Source organism: Paraglaciecola chathamensis S18K6 (assembly GCA_000314955.1).
Lineage (GTDB): Bacteria > Pseudomonadota > Gammaproteobacteria > Enterobacterales > Alteromonadaceae > Paraglaciecola > Paraglaciecola chathamensis.
On the sequence record BAEM01000019.1, the window covers coordinates 49,342 to 67,100 of the forward strand.

The 17,759-nt window shown below is 45.3% G+C and carries 17 protein-coding genes and 1 tRNA gene; 15 read left to right on the top strand and 3 right to left on the bottom strand.

Annotated elements, in window-relative coordinates:
- Positions 1 to 133 precede the first annotated feature (133 nt).
- From ubiE to ubiB, 3 genes are read left to right on the top strand one after another with little or no spacing between them, the layout of a single operon-like run.
- Positions 134 to 934, top strand: a complete 801-nt coding sequence (ubiE, locus tag GCHA_RS05465) for a bifunctional demethylmenaquinone methyltransferase/2-methoxy-6-polyprenyl-1,4-benzoquinol methylase UbiE (RefSeq protein ID WP_007985941.1) — start codon at positions 134 to 136, stop codon at positions 932 to 934.
- A complete protein-coding gene (locus tag GCHA_RS05470; protein ID WP_007985942.1) occupies positions 935 to 1,588 on the top strand; it encodes a ubiquinone biosynthesis accessory factor UbiJ in 654 nt (217 codons plus the stop codon).
- Positions 1,589 to 1,591: 3 nt separating this feature from the next.
- Positions 1,592 to 3,226: a ubiquinone biosynthesis regulatory protein kinase UbiB gene (gene ubiB / locus GCHA_RS05475; protein ID WP_007985944.1), complete on the top strand. Its 1,635-nt coding sequence runs from the start codon at positions 1,592 to 1,594 to the stop codon at positions 3,224 to 3,226.
- Positions 3,227 to 3,273: 47 nt separating this feature from the next.
- Here the strand turns inward: ubiB and GCHA_RS05480 are convergent, their stop codons facing one another.
- Positions 3,274 to 4,215, bottom strand: a complete 942-nt coding sequence (locus GCHA_RS05480) for a hypothetical protein (protein WP_007985946.1) — start codon at positions 4,213 to 4,215, stop codon at positions 3,274 to 3,276.
- A gap of 119 nt (positions 4,216 to 4,334) precedes the next feature.
- Here GCHA_RS05480 and GCHA_RS05485 point away from each other — a divergent pair, with 119 nt between their 5' ends.
- The 7 genes from GCHA_RS05485 to hemB are packed head-to-tail and all read left to right on the top strand — an operon-like array spanning position 4,335 to position 9,971.
- The gene (locus GCHA_RS05485; RefSeq protein ID WP_007985948.1) at positions 4,335 to 4,589 is read left to right on the top strand and encodes a twin-arginine translocase TatA/TatE family subunit; all 255 of its coding nucleotides are present in this window, start codon (positions 4,335 to 4,337) and stop codon (positions 4,587 to 4,589) included.
- 14 nt (positions 4,590 to 4,603) lie between these two features.
- The gene (gene tatB / locus GCHA_RS05490) at positions 4,604 to 4,903 is read left to right on the top strand and encodes a Sec-independent protein translocase protein TatB (RefSeq protein ID WP_006995013.1); all 300 of its coding nucleotides are present in this window, start codon (positions 4,604 to 4,606) and stop codon (positions 4,901 to 4,903) included.
- 6 nt (positions 4,904 to 4,909) lie between these two features.
- The gene (gene tatC / locus GCHA_RS05495; RefSeq protein WP_007985954.1) at positions 4,910 to 5,704 is read left to right on the top strand and encodes a twin-arginine translocase subunit TatC; all 795 of its coding nucleotides are present in this window, start codon (positions 4,910 to 4,912) and stop codon (positions 5,702 to 5,704) included.
- Positions 5,701 to 6,231, top strand: coding sequence for a hypothetical protein (locus GCHA_RS05500; RefSeq protein ID WP_007985956.1), 531 nt, complete (start codon positions 5,701 to 5,703; stop codon positions 6,229 to 6,231). Before tatC ends, GCHA_RS05500 begins: the two co-directional genes overlap by 4 nt.
- Before the next feature lies 1 nt (position 6,232).
- Entirely contained in the window at positions 6,233 to 7,021 is a 789-nt protein-coding gene (locus GCHA_RS05505) for a TatD family hydrolase (RefSeq protein WP_007985958.1), read from the top strand.
- 6 nt (positions 7,022 to 7,027) lie between these two features.
- Entirely contained in the window at positions 7,028 to 8,923 is a 1,896-nt protein-coding gene (locus GCHA_RS05510) for a sensor domain-containing diguanylate cyclase (protein WP_007985960.1), read from the top strand.
- Between the two features lie 46 nt (positions 8,924 to 8,969).
- Positions 8,970 to 9,971 carry a porphobilinogen synthase gene (gene hemB, locus GCHA_RS05515; RefSeq protein WP_039992145.1) on the top strand — a complete coding sequence of 334 codons (1,002 nt, stop codon included), beginning with the start codon at positions 8,970 to 8,972 and terminating at the stop codon, positions 9,969 to 9,971.
- Positions 9,972 to 10,318: 347 nt separating this feature from the next.
- On the opposite strand, the gene GCHA_RS05520 is transcribed toward hemB, so the two are convergent.
- Both GCHA_RS05520 and rhlB read right to left on the bottom strand, forming a co-directional pair.
- A complete protein-coding gene (locus GCHA_RS05520; protein WP_007985966.1) occupies positions 10,319 to 11,830 on the bottom strand; it encodes a Ppx/GppA phosphatase family protein in 1,512 nt (503 codons plus the stop codon).
- Positions 11,827 to 13,092 carry an ATP-dependent RNA helicase RhlB gene (gene rhlB / locus GCHA_RS05525; protein WP_007985968.1) on the bottom strand — a complete coding sequence of 422 codons (1,266 nt, stop codon included), beginning with the start codon at positions 13,090 to 13,092 and terminating at the stop codon, positions 11,827 to 11,829. The genes GCHA_RS05520 and rhlB overlap by 4 nt, the downstream gene beginning before the upstream one ends.
- Before the next feature lie 101 nt (positions 13,093 to 13,193).
- Between rhlB and trxA the strand changes: the two genes are divergently transcribed.
- From trxA to GCHA_RS05550, 5 genes are all read left to right on the top strand, one after another.
- Positions 13,194 to 13,520, top strand: a complete 327-nt coding sequence (trxA, locus tag GCHA_RS05530) for a thioredoxin TrxA (protein WP_008303866.1) — start codon at positions 13,194 to 13,196, stop codon at positions 13,518 to 13,520.
- Positions 13,521 to 13,775: 255 nt separating this feature from the next.
- Positions 13,776 to 15,041: a transcription termination factor Rho gene (gene rho / locus GCHA_RS05535; RefSeq protein ID WP_007985971.1), complete on the top strand. Its 1,266-nt coding sequence runs from the start codon at positions 13,776 to 13,778 to the stop codon at positions 15,039 to 15,041.
- A gap of 269 nt (positions 15,042 to 15,310) precedes the next feature.
- Positions 15,311 to 15,802, top strand: a complete 492-nt coding sequence (gene purE, locus GCHA_RS05540; RefSeq protein ID WP_007985975.1) for a 5-(carboxyamino)imidazole ribonucleotide mutase — start codon at positions 15,311 to 15,313, stop codon at positions 15,800 to 15,802.
- Entirely contained in the window at positions 15,799 to 16,941 is a 1,143-nt protein-coding gene (locus GCHA_RS05545; protein ID WP_007985977.1) for a 5-(carboxyamino)imidazole ribonucleotide synthase, read from the top strand. Before purE ends, GCHA_RS05545 begins: the two co-directional genes overlap by 4 nt.
- 84 nt (positions 16,942 to 17,025) lie before the next feature.
- A tRNA-Thr gene (locus tag GCHA_RS05550) sits at positions 17,026 to 17,101 on the top strand.
- Positions 17,102 to 17,759 lie beyond the last annotated feature (658 nt).

Below are 17,759 nucleotides of genomic sequence, written 5' to 3' on the forward strand. Positions count from 1 at the left end.
TCTATCAGCGTTCTAGCCTCAAGTTATACCCTTTATTTTGTCGATTAATCTTTTGCGACCGCTTACGTAATTTTTTTAGATTGGCACTGTGAATTTCGATACACTAGCCCTAAGAGTTTATTAAGGAATTGACATGAGCGTTAGCGAGCATCACGCAGGTACAGATACCAGCCACGAGCAAGCCCCTGAATCATCAGAAAAAACCCATTTTGGCTTTCAACAAGTAGATAAAAACGCCAAGGCATCTATGGTGGCTGAAGTGTTTCAATCAGTGGCAGCCAAATACGACATCATGAATGATGTTATGTCTATGGGTATTCATCGATTATGGAAACGCTTTACCATTGATTGCAGTGGTGCACGGGCTGGGCATAAGGTGCTCGATTTAGCCGGCGGTACAGGTGACTTAACCGCGAAGTTTTCGCGTATCGTAGGCGACAGTGGCGAAGTAGTGCTAGCTGATATCAATGACGCTATGCTGCGCGTAGGCCGTGATAAGCTACGAGATAAAGGCATTGTTAGCAATGTGAAATACGTGCAAGCCAATGCAGAAGCCTTGCCCTTTCCTGACAACAGTTTCGATATCATTACCATTGCCTTCGGCCTGCGTAATGTGACCGATAAAGATAAAGCGCTAAAATCCATGTACCGGGTGTTAAAGCCAGGTGGGCGCTTGCTCGTGCTAGAGTTCTCTAAACCCACCAGTGACGCTTTAAACAAAGTATATGATGCTTATTCATTTCATTTGCTACCTAAAATCGGTGAACTGGTGGCCAAAGACGGTGACAGCTACAAATATTTGGCAGAATCAATTCGCATGCATCCTGAACAAGACGTACTGAAAGAAATGATGCAAGACGCAGGGTTTGAGCAAGTCACCTACCACAATCTAACCGGTGGTATTGTTGCCTTGCACCGCGGGTTTAAGTTTTAAATGTTAGTCGGGCAATTATTAAGCGCGGGCGTTGAGTTAACCCTTAACCAACTTTTGCAGCTCGACCCTGATTGCAAGCCTCGCTTGAAAAAGCTCGCAGGCAAGCAACTACAGGTCAGCATTAATGAGCTGCCATGGTCTTTACTGTTTATCTTTTCTGAGCAAATCGATGTCAGTGCACTGCCAGCGACAAACGAGGATCAGTCAAGTGAAGCACAAGCCGAGTCCTCGGCAGATTGTCATATTACGCTTAGCCTAAGCACCCTAGGTGAGTTAAGTGATAGCAGTAAAATCAGTCAGCTTATTCAACAAGGAAAGCTGGACTTAGACGGCGATATCAATGTTGCTCAAGGGTTCAGTAACCTGATGAAAGAGTTGGATATTGACTGGGAAGAACAGCTATCAAAGTACACTGGGGATGTGGTTGCCCACCAAACATTTAGTAGCGTAAAAGCGTTTTTTAACACTGCCCAGCAAGAAGTCGAGAAACTAGCTGACCAGCTCAGCACTCACTTAACCCAACCAGACGCCGTAGCGGTTAGCGAAATCGAAGTTGCAGATTTTTGCGATCAGGTAAACACCTTGCGCAGTGCTAGCGACAGACTAGAAGCCCGCATCGACCAATTAATTGCCTTACAACAGGATGACTCTTAACCCGTGCGGATCCTTCGTTTATACCAAATCAATAAAGTATTTTTACAACACGGCCTAGATGAACTTATCCCAGAAAAATGGCTACCTTGGTATGCCAAATTAGGTCGATTTGGCTTTTTCTGGCTGCGTAATAAACATAAAGACAAATCACAAGGCACACGTATTCGTCTTGCGCTGCAATCTCTTGGCCCTGTTTTTATTAAGTTCGGCCAGATGTTGTCCACTCGCAAAGACTTGCTCAGTCAAGACATAGCGAACGAACTGGCTATTCTGCAAGACCAAGTCGCGCCTTTTGACAGTGAAGTGGCCCAGCAAATTATTCGCCATGCATTAGGCGTGAGTGACCTAAAAGAAGTATTTAGCGAGTTTGACGCCACGCCTTTGGCTTCTGCGTCTATTGCCCAGGTGCATGCAGCCAAACTAATTGGTCACAGTGAAGAAGTCATCGTTAAAGTCATACGCCCAAATATCGGCTCGGCTATTCATGCTGATATTCAGTTAATGCGCACATTTGCGAATGCGCTGCAAAAATTGCTGCCTGACGGTAAGCGTCTGCGCCCAGTCGAGGTGGTTGCTGAGTATGAAAAAACCATAGTCGGCGAACTCGACTTACTCAACGAAGCGGCGAACGGTATTCAGTTCAAGCGTAATTTTGAAAACTCTGACGCCTTATATGTACCCCATATATACAGTGATTATTGCCATGCTAACGTGATGGTCATGGAGCGCATTTATGGTACGCCAATTTCGGATGTGGCGACCTTAGAAGCCCGTGGCACCAATATGAAAAAGCTTGCCGAGCGCGGTGTTGAAGTATTTTTTACCCAAGTATTCAGAGACAGCTTCTTTCACGCCGATATGCACCCTGGCAATATATTTGTTGCCCTTGATAACCCTGACGATCCCCAGTACATCACCATAGATTACGGGATTGTCGGTACGCTAAACAGTGAAGATAAACGTTATTTAGCAGAAAACTTTATCGCCTTTTTTAATCGTAATTACCGCAAAGTGGCAGAGTTACATGTGGACTCTGGCTGGGTACCAAGCACCACTAGTATTGATGAATTCGAAGCGTCGATTCGCAGAGTGTGTGAGCCTATTTTCCAAAAGCCGCTGGCCGAAATTGAATTTAGTAATGTGTTGCTGCAACTGTTTAATACTGCACGGCGCTTTAACATGATTATTCAACCGCAATTAGTGCTGTTGCAAAAAACCTTGTTATACATCGAAGGGTTGGGCCGTCAGCTGTATCCCCAGCTAGATTTGTGGCAAACCGCTAAGCCATTTTTAGAAAACTGGATGCGCGAACAAATTGGTGTAAAAGCCATGTACAACAAGGTATCAGCGAATCTGCCATTCTGGTCGGAAAAACTGCCTGAAATACCTGATTTGCTATATGACTCAATGCGCCAAATCAGGCGTTATCCTGAGCAGCAAAAATTGCAGTTTGAAAAGCAGCAATGGCATGTTAAACAACAACAAAGACGCTTGGTTTTCACCATCATAGGCGCGACGTTACTGGTGGTATCAAGTGTTATGCCTATCTATATTTACCAGTGGTGGGTGCCCGCGGGCGTGGCAACAGCTGGTATCGTAAGTTGGCTTATTGCTTGGCGCTGTAGAGTGGCTGAGTAACCTTTTGGCGCACTTTTTTAGTGGTGCGCCCTATTACGCGAGCCTGATTAAGTGTGCCCGAAAAATCCTTCAACACGTAACGCTAAACCGTATGAGGGTGAAAAATGTTCATCTCTGCGCCACAAAATGAAAGGTTCAACTTCGTAGAATAGCCACTCACGCAGGGCGTTTTGCCGCCAGCGCATACTCACATAGTGCTCGTTTAACTGATAGTTGGGCTGACTTAAGCCCTCGATATAATAGCCACTGATAATGGCGGTTTTTCGATCAAACTGATGCAAACTCTGCCAGCTATGGCGCCATAACCAGTCTTTGGTTCGATCCCGGTAATAAAAGTTGTTATCGAAACGGTATAAAGTGTCAGCATTGGCACTGTAATCAAACTTTGTTGAAAAATGACTGCCAAAGCCATCGTCACTGTAATAGTAAATGGAGCCTTCAATACGCAGTAGCGCATCGGGCGTGAGCGAATAATGATTGCGATAACGACTTTTAACGTAGGTTTGCAGCCCCCGACCAAAGCCGATACGATGAGAAAATCCGCTGTTAGGTCGTGAGCGCCAGCGAAGTGCTAAATTGAGCCGATCTGAATCGCCAAAGCTATCATCGCGGCCTAAACGCTCGTTGCCTAGCGCGACTTCATCGTCATAATCTGACAGTACTATGTCTAAACGGTTTTTTAGATTAGGTAAGCGTACTCTTACCCGAAAACGATTTTGAAATTGGTTCAATTCACGAGTACGTGGTTCCCAACCAAGGCGAATTCGCGCTTCGGCTTGCGCAACTTCTTGATGCATTACCCCGTCTAAGAAAAAGAAATCATCAAACCATATCGCAGTATCCTGCACTGATTGTGCAATATTTTTATGCATATCATCCAGCCAGGGAAATTGCTTATCCTGCTGTGGAGGTTGTCCCTGCTCGTTTTCCTGCCCTTGACAGTGGGATGCACTTAGCAGCAACAGCAAAAAAACGTGTTTGATTTTCAATACCGCACTCCCTGTTTCTAGTCACTATTACTGTGCATTGAAATGTTTGCTTAATCAAATCCAGTGACCTTTTTAATTTGCTACGTATAATGGGTCCAAACATTTAATAGGAGTGTGTTATGTTCGGTATTAGCCCAATGCAGTTAATCATTATTTTGGTGATCGTTGTTTTACTTTTCGGCACTAAAAAACTTCGTAATATGGGCGGAGATTTAGGTTCTGCGGTAAAAGGATTTAAGAAAGCAGTTTCAGATGATGACAAGGATGCGGATTTCAAAGCCGATGATAAAGTCGAAGATAACAGCAAAAATAACGAGCAAACTGTTCAACAGAATGTCAAAAGTGAATCAGACACTAAGACAAAAAGTGAGTAACGCGAGCATTATCCATGTTTGATATCGGCTTTTTAGAATTATTAGTCATAGGCGTTGTTGCATTGCTGGTGCTTGGCCCAGAACGTTTGCCCGGTGCAATTCGTTCAACCATGCGTACCGTGCGAAGTGTTAAAAGCATGGCCACGGGTTTTCGTCAGGAAGTGGAGCAACAATTTAAAATTCACGAACTGCATGAAAACTTGAAAAAAGCTGAGCAGCAAGGTCTCGAAAACTTATCTCCCGAGCTGCAAAAATCCGTGGATGAACTGCGAGATGCAGCGAAATCTGTTCAAAAACCATACGAAAAAAAGTAGTCACGGATGTCAGATCCTAATAGCTTAATTGCCCACTTAATTGAATTACGTGGCAGAGTGTTAAAAGCGGTACTTAGTGTGTTTGTGGTGTTTCTTTGCTTGGTTTATTTTGCCCAAGACTTATACCACTGGCTTGCTACCCCGTTATTAGAAACCCTTCCAGACCAAGCAGAAATGATTGCCACAGACGTTGCATCACCATTTTTCGCTCCCTTTAAACTGACCTTGGTACTGTCATTTTTTATCGCTATTCCGGTGGTGCTGTACCAGGTTTGGGCCTTTATTGCGCCTGGTTTGTATCGAAATGAAAAGCGCTTAGTCGCACCGCTACTGTTCTCAAGTACCTTGTTGTTCTATTCAGGCATGGCATTCGCTTACTATGTGGTGTTTCCTCTGGCATTCGCCTTTTTCACCGGAGTCGCGCCTGAAGGCGTCACGATCAATACCGATATCAGTAGCTATCTTGATTTTGTACTTAAGATATTCTTTGCCTTTGGTTTGTCGTTTGAGATCCCTGTGGCGATTGTACTGATGTGCTGGACAGGCGTGAGCACGCCAGACTCTTTGCGTGCAAAGCGCCCTTACGTCATCGTCGGTGTATTTACCCTAGGCATGCTGTTAACCCCGCCTGATATTATCTCGCAAACATTACTCGCTATACCTATGTGGATTCTGTTCGAAGTCGGTATCTTAGTGGGTAGCATGTATGCCAAGCCCAGTAACGATACTGACGAAAACGAGCTTAAAGAAGACGAGCCAAAAGGCAGCAAACAAAAAGAAAACGAACAGGAGCAGTCATGAAACATTTCCTTATCGGTCTCACTATTTTTATTAGCGGTTTCTCTAGTGCTCAAGCACAAAGCTTAATCAGCGAATTACAAGCTTGCCGTGCAGAAACGAACAGTACTGCTCGCCTAGCGTGTTACGACAACTTGCCGCCAACTAGCGCTCCTCAGCAGGCAGTAAAAAAAGCCCAAGATCAGCTCGCTTCAAGCAAATCCGCTCCCGCAGTTACGCACAAAGCAAAGCAGGCTCCTCAGCCTGAAGCGAGCCGTGAAAACCAAGTGAAAAACTTTGGTTTAGATAAGGTGATCGAACCAAAAGATAAAGTTGAAAAAATAACCTCGGTCATTAGCGCTATCCAAAAGACCCCTTATGGAAAACTGATTGTTACCTTAGAATCAGGGCAAGTCTGGCGTCAAACCAATAACACCACGTTACGCCTGAAACCGGGGCAAGAGGTATATGTTGAAGAGGGCGCACTTGGCTCATACTTTTTAGGTAAAGAATCGAGTAACAAACGCATTAGAGTGAAGCGGTCCCAATAGCATGCAGTGGTTTGATGTTGGTGTAAACGTACCAAGTGATGAAGGCGAGTTATCGCCAATGCTAACGCGCGCCGCTGAGGCAGGCGTAGCGCAAATTATGCTAACCGGTACGGATGTCGCCATCAGTCATCAAGCCGCGAAACTTGCTGATGCCTATCCTGATCAAGTTTTCAGCACCGCTGGCATTCATCCACACTATGCACAGCACGCCCCTCAAGATTACCGCGAACAAATTACAACCCTCAGTAAACAACCTCAAGTGTTAGCCATTGGCGAATGCGGTTTAGACTTCAATCGTGATTTTTCACCACGAGATACACAATTAGCTGTGTTCGAGGCGCAATTGGTCCTTGCTTGTGAAACCGGGTTACCGGTTTTTTTACATGAGCGCGATGCATTTGAGGCGCAATACCAGTTACTACAAAAATATCATCAGCATTTAAGCGGCGCCTTAGTACACTGCTTTACCGGCAATACCGAACAAATGCAGGCTTACTTAGCATTAGGCTGCTATATCGGCATTACTGGCTGGGTAACCGATGAGAAGCGTGGTAGCGACTTGAGAGCCGCTGTTGCGCACCTGCCGTTAGAGCGATTAATTCTCGAGACCGACGCCCCCTATTTGAAACCGAAAAAACTTGGCAGCGACAAAGTCCCTGGGGTTAAGCAAAATGAGCCTTGTTACTTACCTGTAATAGCTAAAGCCCTTAGCGACCTTATGCAAACGCCGATTGAGTCCCTTTCTTTGCACAGCAAACGCAATACTCAGCGTTTATTAGCGTTGAGCTAAATAAAGGTGGCTATCGACGCATTATTTCGTCGCGTTCTGACACAGCGCGCTGCCATTCAGCTCATGTCAGCCACCTGTATATTACTGTTTCTGATCACTGTGTTTTCGATAAAATTACAAGCTCCTGAGCAACTACCTCAAAGTACCCTGCTCTATTTAGACGACAGCCAGCAACAATATCAAATCAACACACTTCCGACTCCTACCAGTGGTAAATGGCAAGCCTTAGAGCGTTTTCAACTCGCATTACCCATGTCAGAGACGCCCCACTGGGTGAGCTTTACCGTGGCTAGCCTCAAATCGAATGAACATTGGCTTTTAGAACTAAATAATCCCTTTATAGACCACGTATCTGTATGGTTTATAGAAAATAATCAGCTACTCGATCATTATCAAACCGGTGATAGTCAGCCCTTCGCTTCAAGAGTCATGCCTTACGAGACTTTTTTATTTCCGGTGCCTAAGTTTGACGATGAATTGCGTGTTGTTATGCGTATTAGCAGCGAGGGTACATTGCAGGTCCCTATTCACCTATGGGCAGAATCCGACTTTCTGGTATTCAACGGCGAACACAGTGTATTGATGGGCCTATTTTTTGGTATCTTGTTCGCCATGGGGATCAGTAACTTGTTCTTTTTCGTGATCAGTCGCCAGCCTGTATTTTTACTTTACGCAGGTTACGTTCTGAGCTTCGCCTTGTTACTGTCAGCGATGCAGGGGCTTGGGTACAAATATATTTGGTCTGAAAGCCCATGGATGCAAAAAAACAGTGTGTCTTTATGGGCCAATGCCACCGTCTTTTATGCCATTGTGTTTACTAACGTACTGCTTGATATCAAAAGCGTTAGTCTGCGCTTACATAAAACCCTAAACATACTTGCCATGGCATTCGCAGCCATTTTAATTGCCAGTGTATTTGTGCCGAAATCGTGGTTTTTAGAGCCGTTTTTATTCGCTCTATGCGGGATCTGTATATTCATTTACGCAGTGAGTATTTGGGGCTGGTATAAAAAAGTCCATTTAGCTCGCTTTTACACCCTAGCGTGGACATCTTTACTGCTTAGCTGTTTGATGGCATGCCTTGAGCATCTCAATCTTATTTCCCTAACGATTTCCTCTAATTACCTTTTGATGCTCGGCGTCATCATCGAAACGTTTTTACTCGCTCTCATGCTTGCCTTGAGCGTTAATCATCAACGACGCCAATTATTTAGAGCGCAAAGAGAAGCCTTGCGCAAAGAACGTGAAATGCGCGCAGTACAAGACGACGTACTTGCCCAACAAAACAATGCCCAAGAAGAACTCGAATACAGCGTGCAAGAGCGCACCTTAGAACTAGAGATAGCCCTTAGAGAATTATCAGAAATAAACCGCGAGCTCGAAGAAAAGAACACTTTAGACGCATTAACCGGCATTCGTAACAGACGTTATTTTGACAAAAAGTACCTTGCAGAGGTGCGACGCAGTCGGCGGGAGCGAACTGAGCTTGTGGTCGCTATGATAGACATCGACCACTTTAAAAAGGTCAATGACGAACACGGTCACTTAGTGGGTGATGATTGCATTAAGTTTGTCGCAGAGCGCTTGAAAAAAACACTCAAACGCCCCAGTGATGATGTATGTCGTTATGGCGGTGAGGAATTCTCCGTTATCATGCCTAGCACTGATATCCAGGGCGCCCATGACTTGCTGGATCACCTTAGGCTCGAGATTCAAAACACCCCTGTTTACAGTGCAGGTGTGGCGGTAAATTTAACGGTTAGCATAGGGTTAGCCAGCGCTATTATGGATCCACAGCAGAGCGAAGATGTATTAATTGGCTTTGCGGATCAGCTACTTTACCAAGCTAAAAATAACGGCCGAAATTGTATCGTGGCTCAGAAATTTCCTGACTCTGAATAGCCGTAACTCGCTCGAATTTATTAAGACTCAACATAGGACCTTCACCATGGCCGAACATTTTCCCAACACACGAATGCGCCGCATGCGACGCCACGCTTTCACCCGTGATCTCATGGCCGAGAACCAACTAACCCCTAAGGATCTGATTTATCCCGTTTTCATTTTAGAAGGTAAAAATCAGCGCGAAGCGATTGAATCAATGCCCGGTGTTGAACGGTTATCAATCGATTTGCTGATTGAAGAAGCAAAGGAATTACACACCTTAGGCATTCCAGCGATGGCGCTGTTTCCGGTGACTCCATCAGAGCGTAAATCAGAGTGTGCCAGTGAAGCGTTCAACCCTGACGGCTTAGCTCAACAAGCAGTACGCGCCCTAAAAGCCGCCGTGCCCGAAATGGGCATTATTACCGATGTTGCACTAGACCCATTTACTTCTCACGGCCAAGATGGCCTGTTGAATGAAGAGGGTTATGTACAAAATGATGAAACCATTGAAGTATTGATTAAACAGGCGTTGTCACATGCTCAAGCGGGAGCAGACATAGTTGCCCCTTCAGACATGATGGACGGGCGCATTGGTGCTATTCGCCAAGCATTAGAGAGCCATGGCTATATCAATACCTGCATCATGGCCTACTCCGCTAAATACGCCTCTCACTATTACGGCCCATTTCGTGATGCAGTCGGCTCTGCCGGCAATATTAAAGGTGGTAACAAGAAGAGTTACCAAATGGACCCAGCCAATTCCAACGAAGCCGTGCGTGAAATCGCCTTAGATATTGCCGAAGGTGCCGATATGGTGATGGTAAAACCTGGTATGCCCTATTTAGACATTGTTCGTCGTTGTAAAGACGAGTTCTCGGTACCGACGTTTGCCTATCAAGTCAGCGGCGAGTATGCCATGCACAAAGCGGCATTCATGCAAGGCTGGTTAGAAGAAGATGCAGTGATCTTGGAATCATTATTGGCATTTAAACGCGCAGGAGCAGACGGTATTTTAACTTACTTTGCTAAACAGGCGGCGCAGATTTTAGCCAGAGATAAATAATACTTGTGAGATATTGATACAGGCGCTGACAAGTTTGTCAGCGTTTTTATACCAATCCGCATTAATAAGTGACCGTCTCAGAATGCATCCAGCGGTTTTTGATTAAGGCGTCGCTATGTAGTAATGGTTGTTCCCTTTGAAATAGTGAGAACGCAGAGCAAAAGCCGCTGGGGCATTCCTTGCAGGCGAGTTTTAAAAGGGCTTACACTGCTTTGCATGACTTCGAAAGAGAACAACTATTCATTCAGTCATGCGCCTTGTTTAAGCCCTTTTAAACTCTCGCTGAGTGATCACTTATTAACGTGGAATGGTATTAAAGGCATACGGGTAACATTTGTTACGTCTCATTAGACGCAGGTGAGGTGCCAACCCATTTTGTGCTGTTGCCACTTTTCATTCGCCAGCTCTGCATCTATGAGTGGATGAGCTTTAAGCCAACCCTCGGGGAAAATAAGGTGCCATTCGTCTTCCTTAACTTCTAATTTAAGCTCAGGTAACAAGTTGTCTTTGCGCCGTATCGACAAAATACACGCCAAGCGTAACACTCTCACTAGACTACGCATGATACCGCGAGTTTCATTGTGGTTTTGTTCGAACACTTCAGGGGAGATTTGCTGACGGTGATTCAGCACCAGTGTTTTTATCCCATCACGCTGTAAATTGGTGTACCCCACCATAGGCACATGCCCTAAAATATAAGCACCGTGTTTATGATGTAATTTGTATTCGATGTGTAAGCCCGTTTCGTGCAACATAGCTGCCGCTACCAGCATGGCTTCACCATCTATACCGTCAACGTCGGTTTGTTCACTAAGCTGCTTAAACAGCGTTAAGGCAACATTAGTAACCCGCTCAGCTTGCTCTGAATCGATATGAAAATGTTTTATATGCTGCTGAATTGTCTGCATACGGCGATCATTCTGCTGTATGTTTTCCAGCATGCCGTAGATAAGTCCTTCACGAAGTGCGCCCCCTGATATTTGCATATCACGAATAGTCAGCGACTCAAATAAAGCAATAAGAATAGCCAGTCCGCTGGGGAAAATAACCCGTCTGGACTCTTCTAAGCCGTCAATGATCAAGTTATCCAAAGTGGCACAATCAATACATTGTTGACGCAAGTTGTATAGGTAATCCAGTCGAATGGCATCGCTGATCCCTTGAGCGACCAGAATCTCCGTGATGGCCTGAGGTGTGCCAGATGCGCCTAGGCATTGCTGCCAGTCAAAACAGACAAACTTATCGGCAACAGCATCAACCATGGCTTTTGCTGCCCCCACTGCGGCGGCAAAGTTTTCTTTGCTCAGCACATCACCCACAAAGTAACGCTCTTTAAACGTCACGCAGCCCATATTGAGGCTAACAAGGTGAATAGGGGTCATATCGTTACCGATTATGATTTCTGTGCTGGCACCACCGATATCGATAACCAAAGAATTGCCTTGATTAGCGGATGTATATGCCACCCCTAAATAAATTTGCCGAGCTTCCTCTTCACCACTAATAACGCTTAGTTCATGATCAAGAATTTGTTGGGCTTTTTGGGTAAACACAGCGGCGTTTTTGGCAAGACGCAAGGTAGCAGTTGCTACCACACGAATATTGTCTCGTGGAATATCTTGCAGTCTTTCAGCAAAGGTTTCGAGGCAGCGCCAGCCGCGCTCTAAACTTTCATCGTCAAGCATCATGTTTTCATCTAGCCCTGCAGCTAAACGGACTTTCTGCTTCACTTTACCAATGATTTGTACACTACCCGCTACCACGCGAACGATCACCAGGTGAAAACTATTTGAACCTAAATCAACGGCTGCATATAGCTCTTCAGGGTGATTTTGCGGTAAACGGGTAGATGTAATCATGGCTTCCTACGGTTACGCGAGCCTGATGAGTGACGCTTTTGTGGATTACGGCCGTTCTGCATGCGCTTTTTATGGCGAGGCTTGGGCGGCGTAACATCACGTATCAATGCATCAGCGTGATATTCGGTTACCGGAATAGCATGCTCAATGTAAGTTTCGATCGCTGGCAAGTTCAACGCATAACGTTCACAGGCGAAGCTGATAGAGCTACCACTTTGGCCAGCACGACCTGTACGACCAATACGGTGAACATAATCTTCAGCATCGTCAGGTAAGTCGTAGTTAAATACGTGACTCACCATAGGAATGTGCAAGCCACGGGCTGCAACATCAGTAGCAACCAGTATATCTAGCTTACCTGAAGTGAAATCTTCGAGAATTTTTAAGCGTTTGTTTTGCGGCACATCACCGCTTAACAGGCCTACTCGATGACCGTCAGCTTGTAGCCAATCAGATACCTTCTCGCAGCTGTGCTTAGTATTAGCAAAAACAATGGCTTTATCAGGCCATTCTTCTTCCATTAAGCTAAGTAACAAGGCCATTTTGTCTTCATCCGAAGGGTAAAATAGCTCTTCTTTAATACGTGTGCCGGTTTTGCGTTCAGGCTCTACTTGCACGTGCGTAGGATTGTTCATGTGCTCATAAGCGAGCTCTTGTACTCGATAGGACAAGGTTGCCGAGAACAGCATACTTAAACGCTCTGACGGATTAGGCATACGATTAAAAAGATAACGAATATCTTTTATGAAGCCCAAATCAAACATGCGATCAGCTTCATCAAGTACTGCTACTTGAATGCCAGCCAACGAAAAGATGTTCTGCTTGTAGTAGTCAATGATCCTGCCGGTGGTGCCGATAATAATATCTACACCTTCTTCGAGCTTTTCCCGTTGACTTTGATAACCCTCGCCCCCATAAATCAAACCGAGAGACAAACCAGTGTGTTGACTTAGCAGTTCAGCATCGTTAAAGATCTGAACGGCCAACTCTCTGGTTGGCGCCATGATAATGGCTCTTGGTTGTTTTTTAGTGGGCTGCGGATTACTTAGCAAGTAGTGAAAAGTTGCCACCAAGAACGCGATAGTTTTACCGGTTCCGGTTTGCGCTTGACCTGCTATGTCATTTCCCTCTAATAAAGGGGGCAAGCTTAACGCTTGAATAGGCGTGCAGTGACTAAAGTTTGCGGCGGATAACGCCTTAACGACTTGCTCATTAATGGGCAAGTCCGCGAAATGTGTTTCGGTTAAATGAGTTGTTTGCATAGCTTATAGCTTATCAGTGCTTGCATTAAAAAACAGTTTCTATATAACAATCACGATCACGCTGAATTATATCGGCGCTAGAATTAATGACGGAGAAAAGAATGAGCGACAAAATTATCCAGTTATCGGACGATAGTTTCGAGGCAGATGTTATCAATGCTACTGGTCCTGTACTAGTTGACTTCTGGGCGGAATGGTGCGGTCCGTGTAAGATGATTGCGCCAATTTTGCATGAAATTGCTGACGAATTCGACGGCAAGTTAACAGTTGGCAAGCTGAATGTCGATGAAAATAACGAAACACCACCTAAGTATGGTATTCGTGGCATCCCTACTTTGCTTTTATTTAAAGGCGGAAATGTAGCTGCAACTAAAGTAGGCGCACTATCTAAAAGCCAATTAGAAGAGTTTTTGAACGAAAACATTTAATTGCGAATAATGAAATTAAGCCCGAATAAATCGGGCTTTTTTATTTATTGTATACTCTTTGTGCAATCTAATACCCTTTAATACATTATTTTCACTAGACGTACTCTAATTTTGGTGCTAACTTTTCATTGTTCATACCTGAACAGACCTGTACTTTCGCACCAATCAGAGATTTTTATAAGTAAATACCTTTGAACCATTCAATCAATTTTTGCTGATATGGCAAAACTTTCAAGCATGAAAAGACCCACCAATATGAACCTAACGGAACTCAAGAATAAACCCATCAGTGAGCTGGTTGGACTGGCCGAGAAAATGGGCCTAGAAAACATGGCTCGCGCTCGTAAGCAAGACATTATATTTTCAATTTTGAAAACCCACGCCAAAAGTGGTGAAGATATTTTCGGCAACGGCGTCCTAGAAATACTTCAAGACGGCTTTGGTTTCTTGCGTTCTAACGACGCATCATACTTGGCGGGCCCGGATGATATTTATGTATCTCCTAGTCAGATCCGTCGCTTTAACTTACGCACAGGCGATACCATTGCAGGTAAAATTCGCCCACCAAAAGACAGCGAGCGCTACTTCGCCCTGTTGAAAATTAGTGAAGTTAACTTCGACCGCCCTGAAAATTCCCGTAATAAAATTTTATTCGAAAACTTAACGCCATTGCATGCCAATGAGCGTTTAGTGATGGAGCGCGGCAACGGCAGTACTGAAGACATTACTGCACGTGTACTTGATTTAGCCTCGCCAATCGGCCGTGGTCAACGTGGACTTATCGTTGCTCCGCCTAAAGCCGGTAAAACCCTTTTACTACAAAACATCGCTCAATCTATCGCTGCAAACCATCCAGAATGTTTGCTCATGGTGTTGTTAATTGATGAGCGCCCTGAAGAAGTAACTGAAATGCAGCGCTTAGTACAAGGTGAAGTTGTTGCTTCTACCTTCGATGAGCCAGCCAGCCGTCACGTACAAGTGGCTGAAATGGTTATTGAAAAGGCCAAGCGCCTAGTTGAGCACAAAAAAGACGTGGTCATTCTACTTGATTCAATTACCCGTTTAGCCCGTGCATACAACACCGTTATTCCTTCATCAGGTAAAGTACTTACCGGTGGTGTTGACGCTAACGCATTACACAAACCTAAGCGTTTCTTTGGTGCAGCACGTAACATCGAAGAAGGTGGTAGCTTAACTATTATCGCAACGGCGCTTATCGATACCGGCTCTAAAATGGATGAAGTTATCTATGAAGAGTTTAAAGGTACAGGTAACATGGAATTACACCTTAATCGCAAAATTGCTGAAAAACGTGTCTTCCCAGCGATTGATTACAACCGCTCAGGTACCCGTCGTGAAGAATTGCTGACCACCCAAGACGAATTACAAAAGATGTGGATCTTGCGTAAAATTGTGCATGAAATGTCAGAGATTGACGCAATTGAATTCTTAATTGGTAAATTGGCAATGACCAAAACCAATGACGAATTTTTCACTGCGATGCGTAAACAAAAAAGCTAACCTCACCGTTAGATAAATATATTGAAAATCCGCTGCTGGTTCGCCCGCAGCGGATTTTTGTTTTTCCGGTGCTTTATCTGCTGAAAAATCAATAAAAACCGACAGGTTGCTGTTCAATTTACGTTCAGGCGGGACTCGCCGTTTGAATTGAGCTACAATCCGTTTCCGAAATTTTCTGGTCAGCAATATCTTGTCTATCAGTATGAGATTTCATCTGATTATTCAAGTCCGCTGCAACCAAATAAAACCGAAGTTAAGTGGGAGTGAAAATGCCTCAAGTTGCGATTGTTATGGGTTCAAAGTCTGATTGGCCCACCATGGCCCAAGCGGCAAAAATGTTAGATGCCTTAGGCGTAAGTTATCACGCACAAGTGGTGTCTGCTCATCGCACCCCTGCCTTGTTAACAGAGTTTTCAGAAACCGCAGCCGACAAAGGCTATCAAGTTATTATTGGTGGCGCGGGCGGCGCTGCGCATTTACCTGGCATGATTGCCGCACACACTCATCTACCTGTGTTTGGTGTGCCTGTGCGCTCTAGCCAACTTAGCGGTGTTGACTCTTTGTATTCGATTGTACAAATGCCCAAAGGCGTTGCAGTAGGAACACTCGCCATAGGTGAAGCAGGCGCAGCCAATGCTGGCTTACTCGCCGCGCAAGTGGTGGCTTTACATGACGAAGCCGTGCGCGACGCTATTATTCAATTCAGACAAAAGCAAACCGCAGACGTGTTAGCTCAACCTGCACTGGAATTGCCAGAATGAACGTACTGATTTTAGGTTCAGGCCAACTGGCCAGAATGATGGCATTGTCTGGCGCGCCACTGGGGATCGAAGTGCGCGCAGTGGATGTGAGCAACCATAAAGTGGTAAACCCGATAGACAAAAAGGTGATGGATATTCACCTTGAAACCGCTATCGAAGCCGCCGATGCAATTTCTGTTGAGTTTGAGCACATTCCTGAGCCTCTACTTGAACAAGTGAATCGCAGCGGTAAACTGATGCCGAGCGTTGAAGCTATCGCCGCCGGTGCAGATAGAGTCAAAGAAAAAGCTTTACTCGACAAGCTCGATATCGCTAATTGCCCCTACATGATAGTGGACGATGCAACTAAGCTTCCACAGGCCGTTGAGCAACTCGGCGAAAAGCTTATCATCAAGGCTAGCCGCGACGGATACGATGGTTACGGTCAGTGGCGTTTATCAAGCAAAGAACAACTGCCGGATATCCAACAAGCATTAGCTGAGCTTGATTTAAAGAAAGTGCCGCTAGTCGTTGAAAAAATGCTTAGCTTTGAGCGAGAAGTCTCGCTCGTTGGCGCACGGGCTAAAAACGGTCAAGTAGCTTTGTATCCTTTGGTTGAAAACCTACATCATCAAGGCCAACTACACACTTGCGTTGCTCCGGCGCCAGCAATAACACCAGCGCTCGCAGCCCAAGCCGAGCAAGTTTTTACCGCTCTGGTTAACGAGCTAAATTACGTTGGCGTATTGGCAGTAGAGTTCTTCCAAATGGGTGACACGTTGTTGGTCAACGAAATAGCCCCCCGCGTACACAACTCTGGGCATTGGAGCATGCAAGGCGCCGATATCTGTCAGTTTGAAAACCACTTACGGGCAATTTGTGAGTTACCCTTAGGTTCAACTCAAGTCATCGCGCCAAGTGTTATGCTAAACGTCATCGGCTGTGATTTACCGCCAAAAGACATGCTGAGTGTGCCCAGAACCCATTTACACGGTTATATGAAAACCCCACGCGCCAAACGTAAAATGGGGCATATTAATATTACTGGGAATGATTACGCTGAACTAGGCGAAGCAATGCAGAAACTGCAAAAATGGCTACCCAAAAGCTATTTCCCTACACTAAACGGCGAAGCAGAACGACTTTTCCAGTTAAAATAATAACTTTTGGTTGACAACAAAAGTGGAATCACTAGAATGTCGCCTCGCTCTAGCACATCGCTGCCTAGAGCGGGAATCTAGTGTGCCGACTTAGCTCAGTTGGTAGAGCAACTGACTTGTAATCAGTAGGTCACCAGTTCGACTCCGGTAGTCGGCACCATTTCCTCCCTTTTGTTAACTTCCCTGTTTGTTTATGCCCATCGGGCACTTAAATTTTATATTCTATTCGCTACGTTTATTTATGGCTTTCCAGCCACTTTAAGTACTGCGTATGTTTCAGTGAGCGCAGCGAATCAGTTGGCGACTCAAACTTTCCCGATAACAGCAGCGACTTGTCAGATGGCCAGATAGGGACATCTGGACAAGGCGTGCGCTTTACAGGGATGTTTCCTCACGCCGGTATGACAATAAAGACGCGGCGGTTGGCGGATTAGAAAGTTTGCCGGAGCACGGCCTTTCTTGGTTACTTCTTTCGGCTGTTGGAAAGAAGTGACTGGCTGACCACGGATGGTCTGTCATACCCAGCATGGATGATGCTAAGCGAAGCGTATACTTTACGTGCACGAAGTGCATCCTCTGTGGCCGAAGGCCATAAGTAAGCGAAGCTTATATTTTAGCAAGCGCAGCGAATTAGTTGGCGACTCAAACTTTCCCGATAAATGCAGCGACTTGTCAGATGGCCGGATAGGGACATCTGGACAAGGCGTGCGCTTTACAGGGATGTTTCCTCACGCCGGTATGACAAAAAAGGCGCTGCGGTTAGCGGATTAGAAAGTTTGTTGGAGCAAGAGACTTTTTGGTTACTTTGTCGTCTTTTG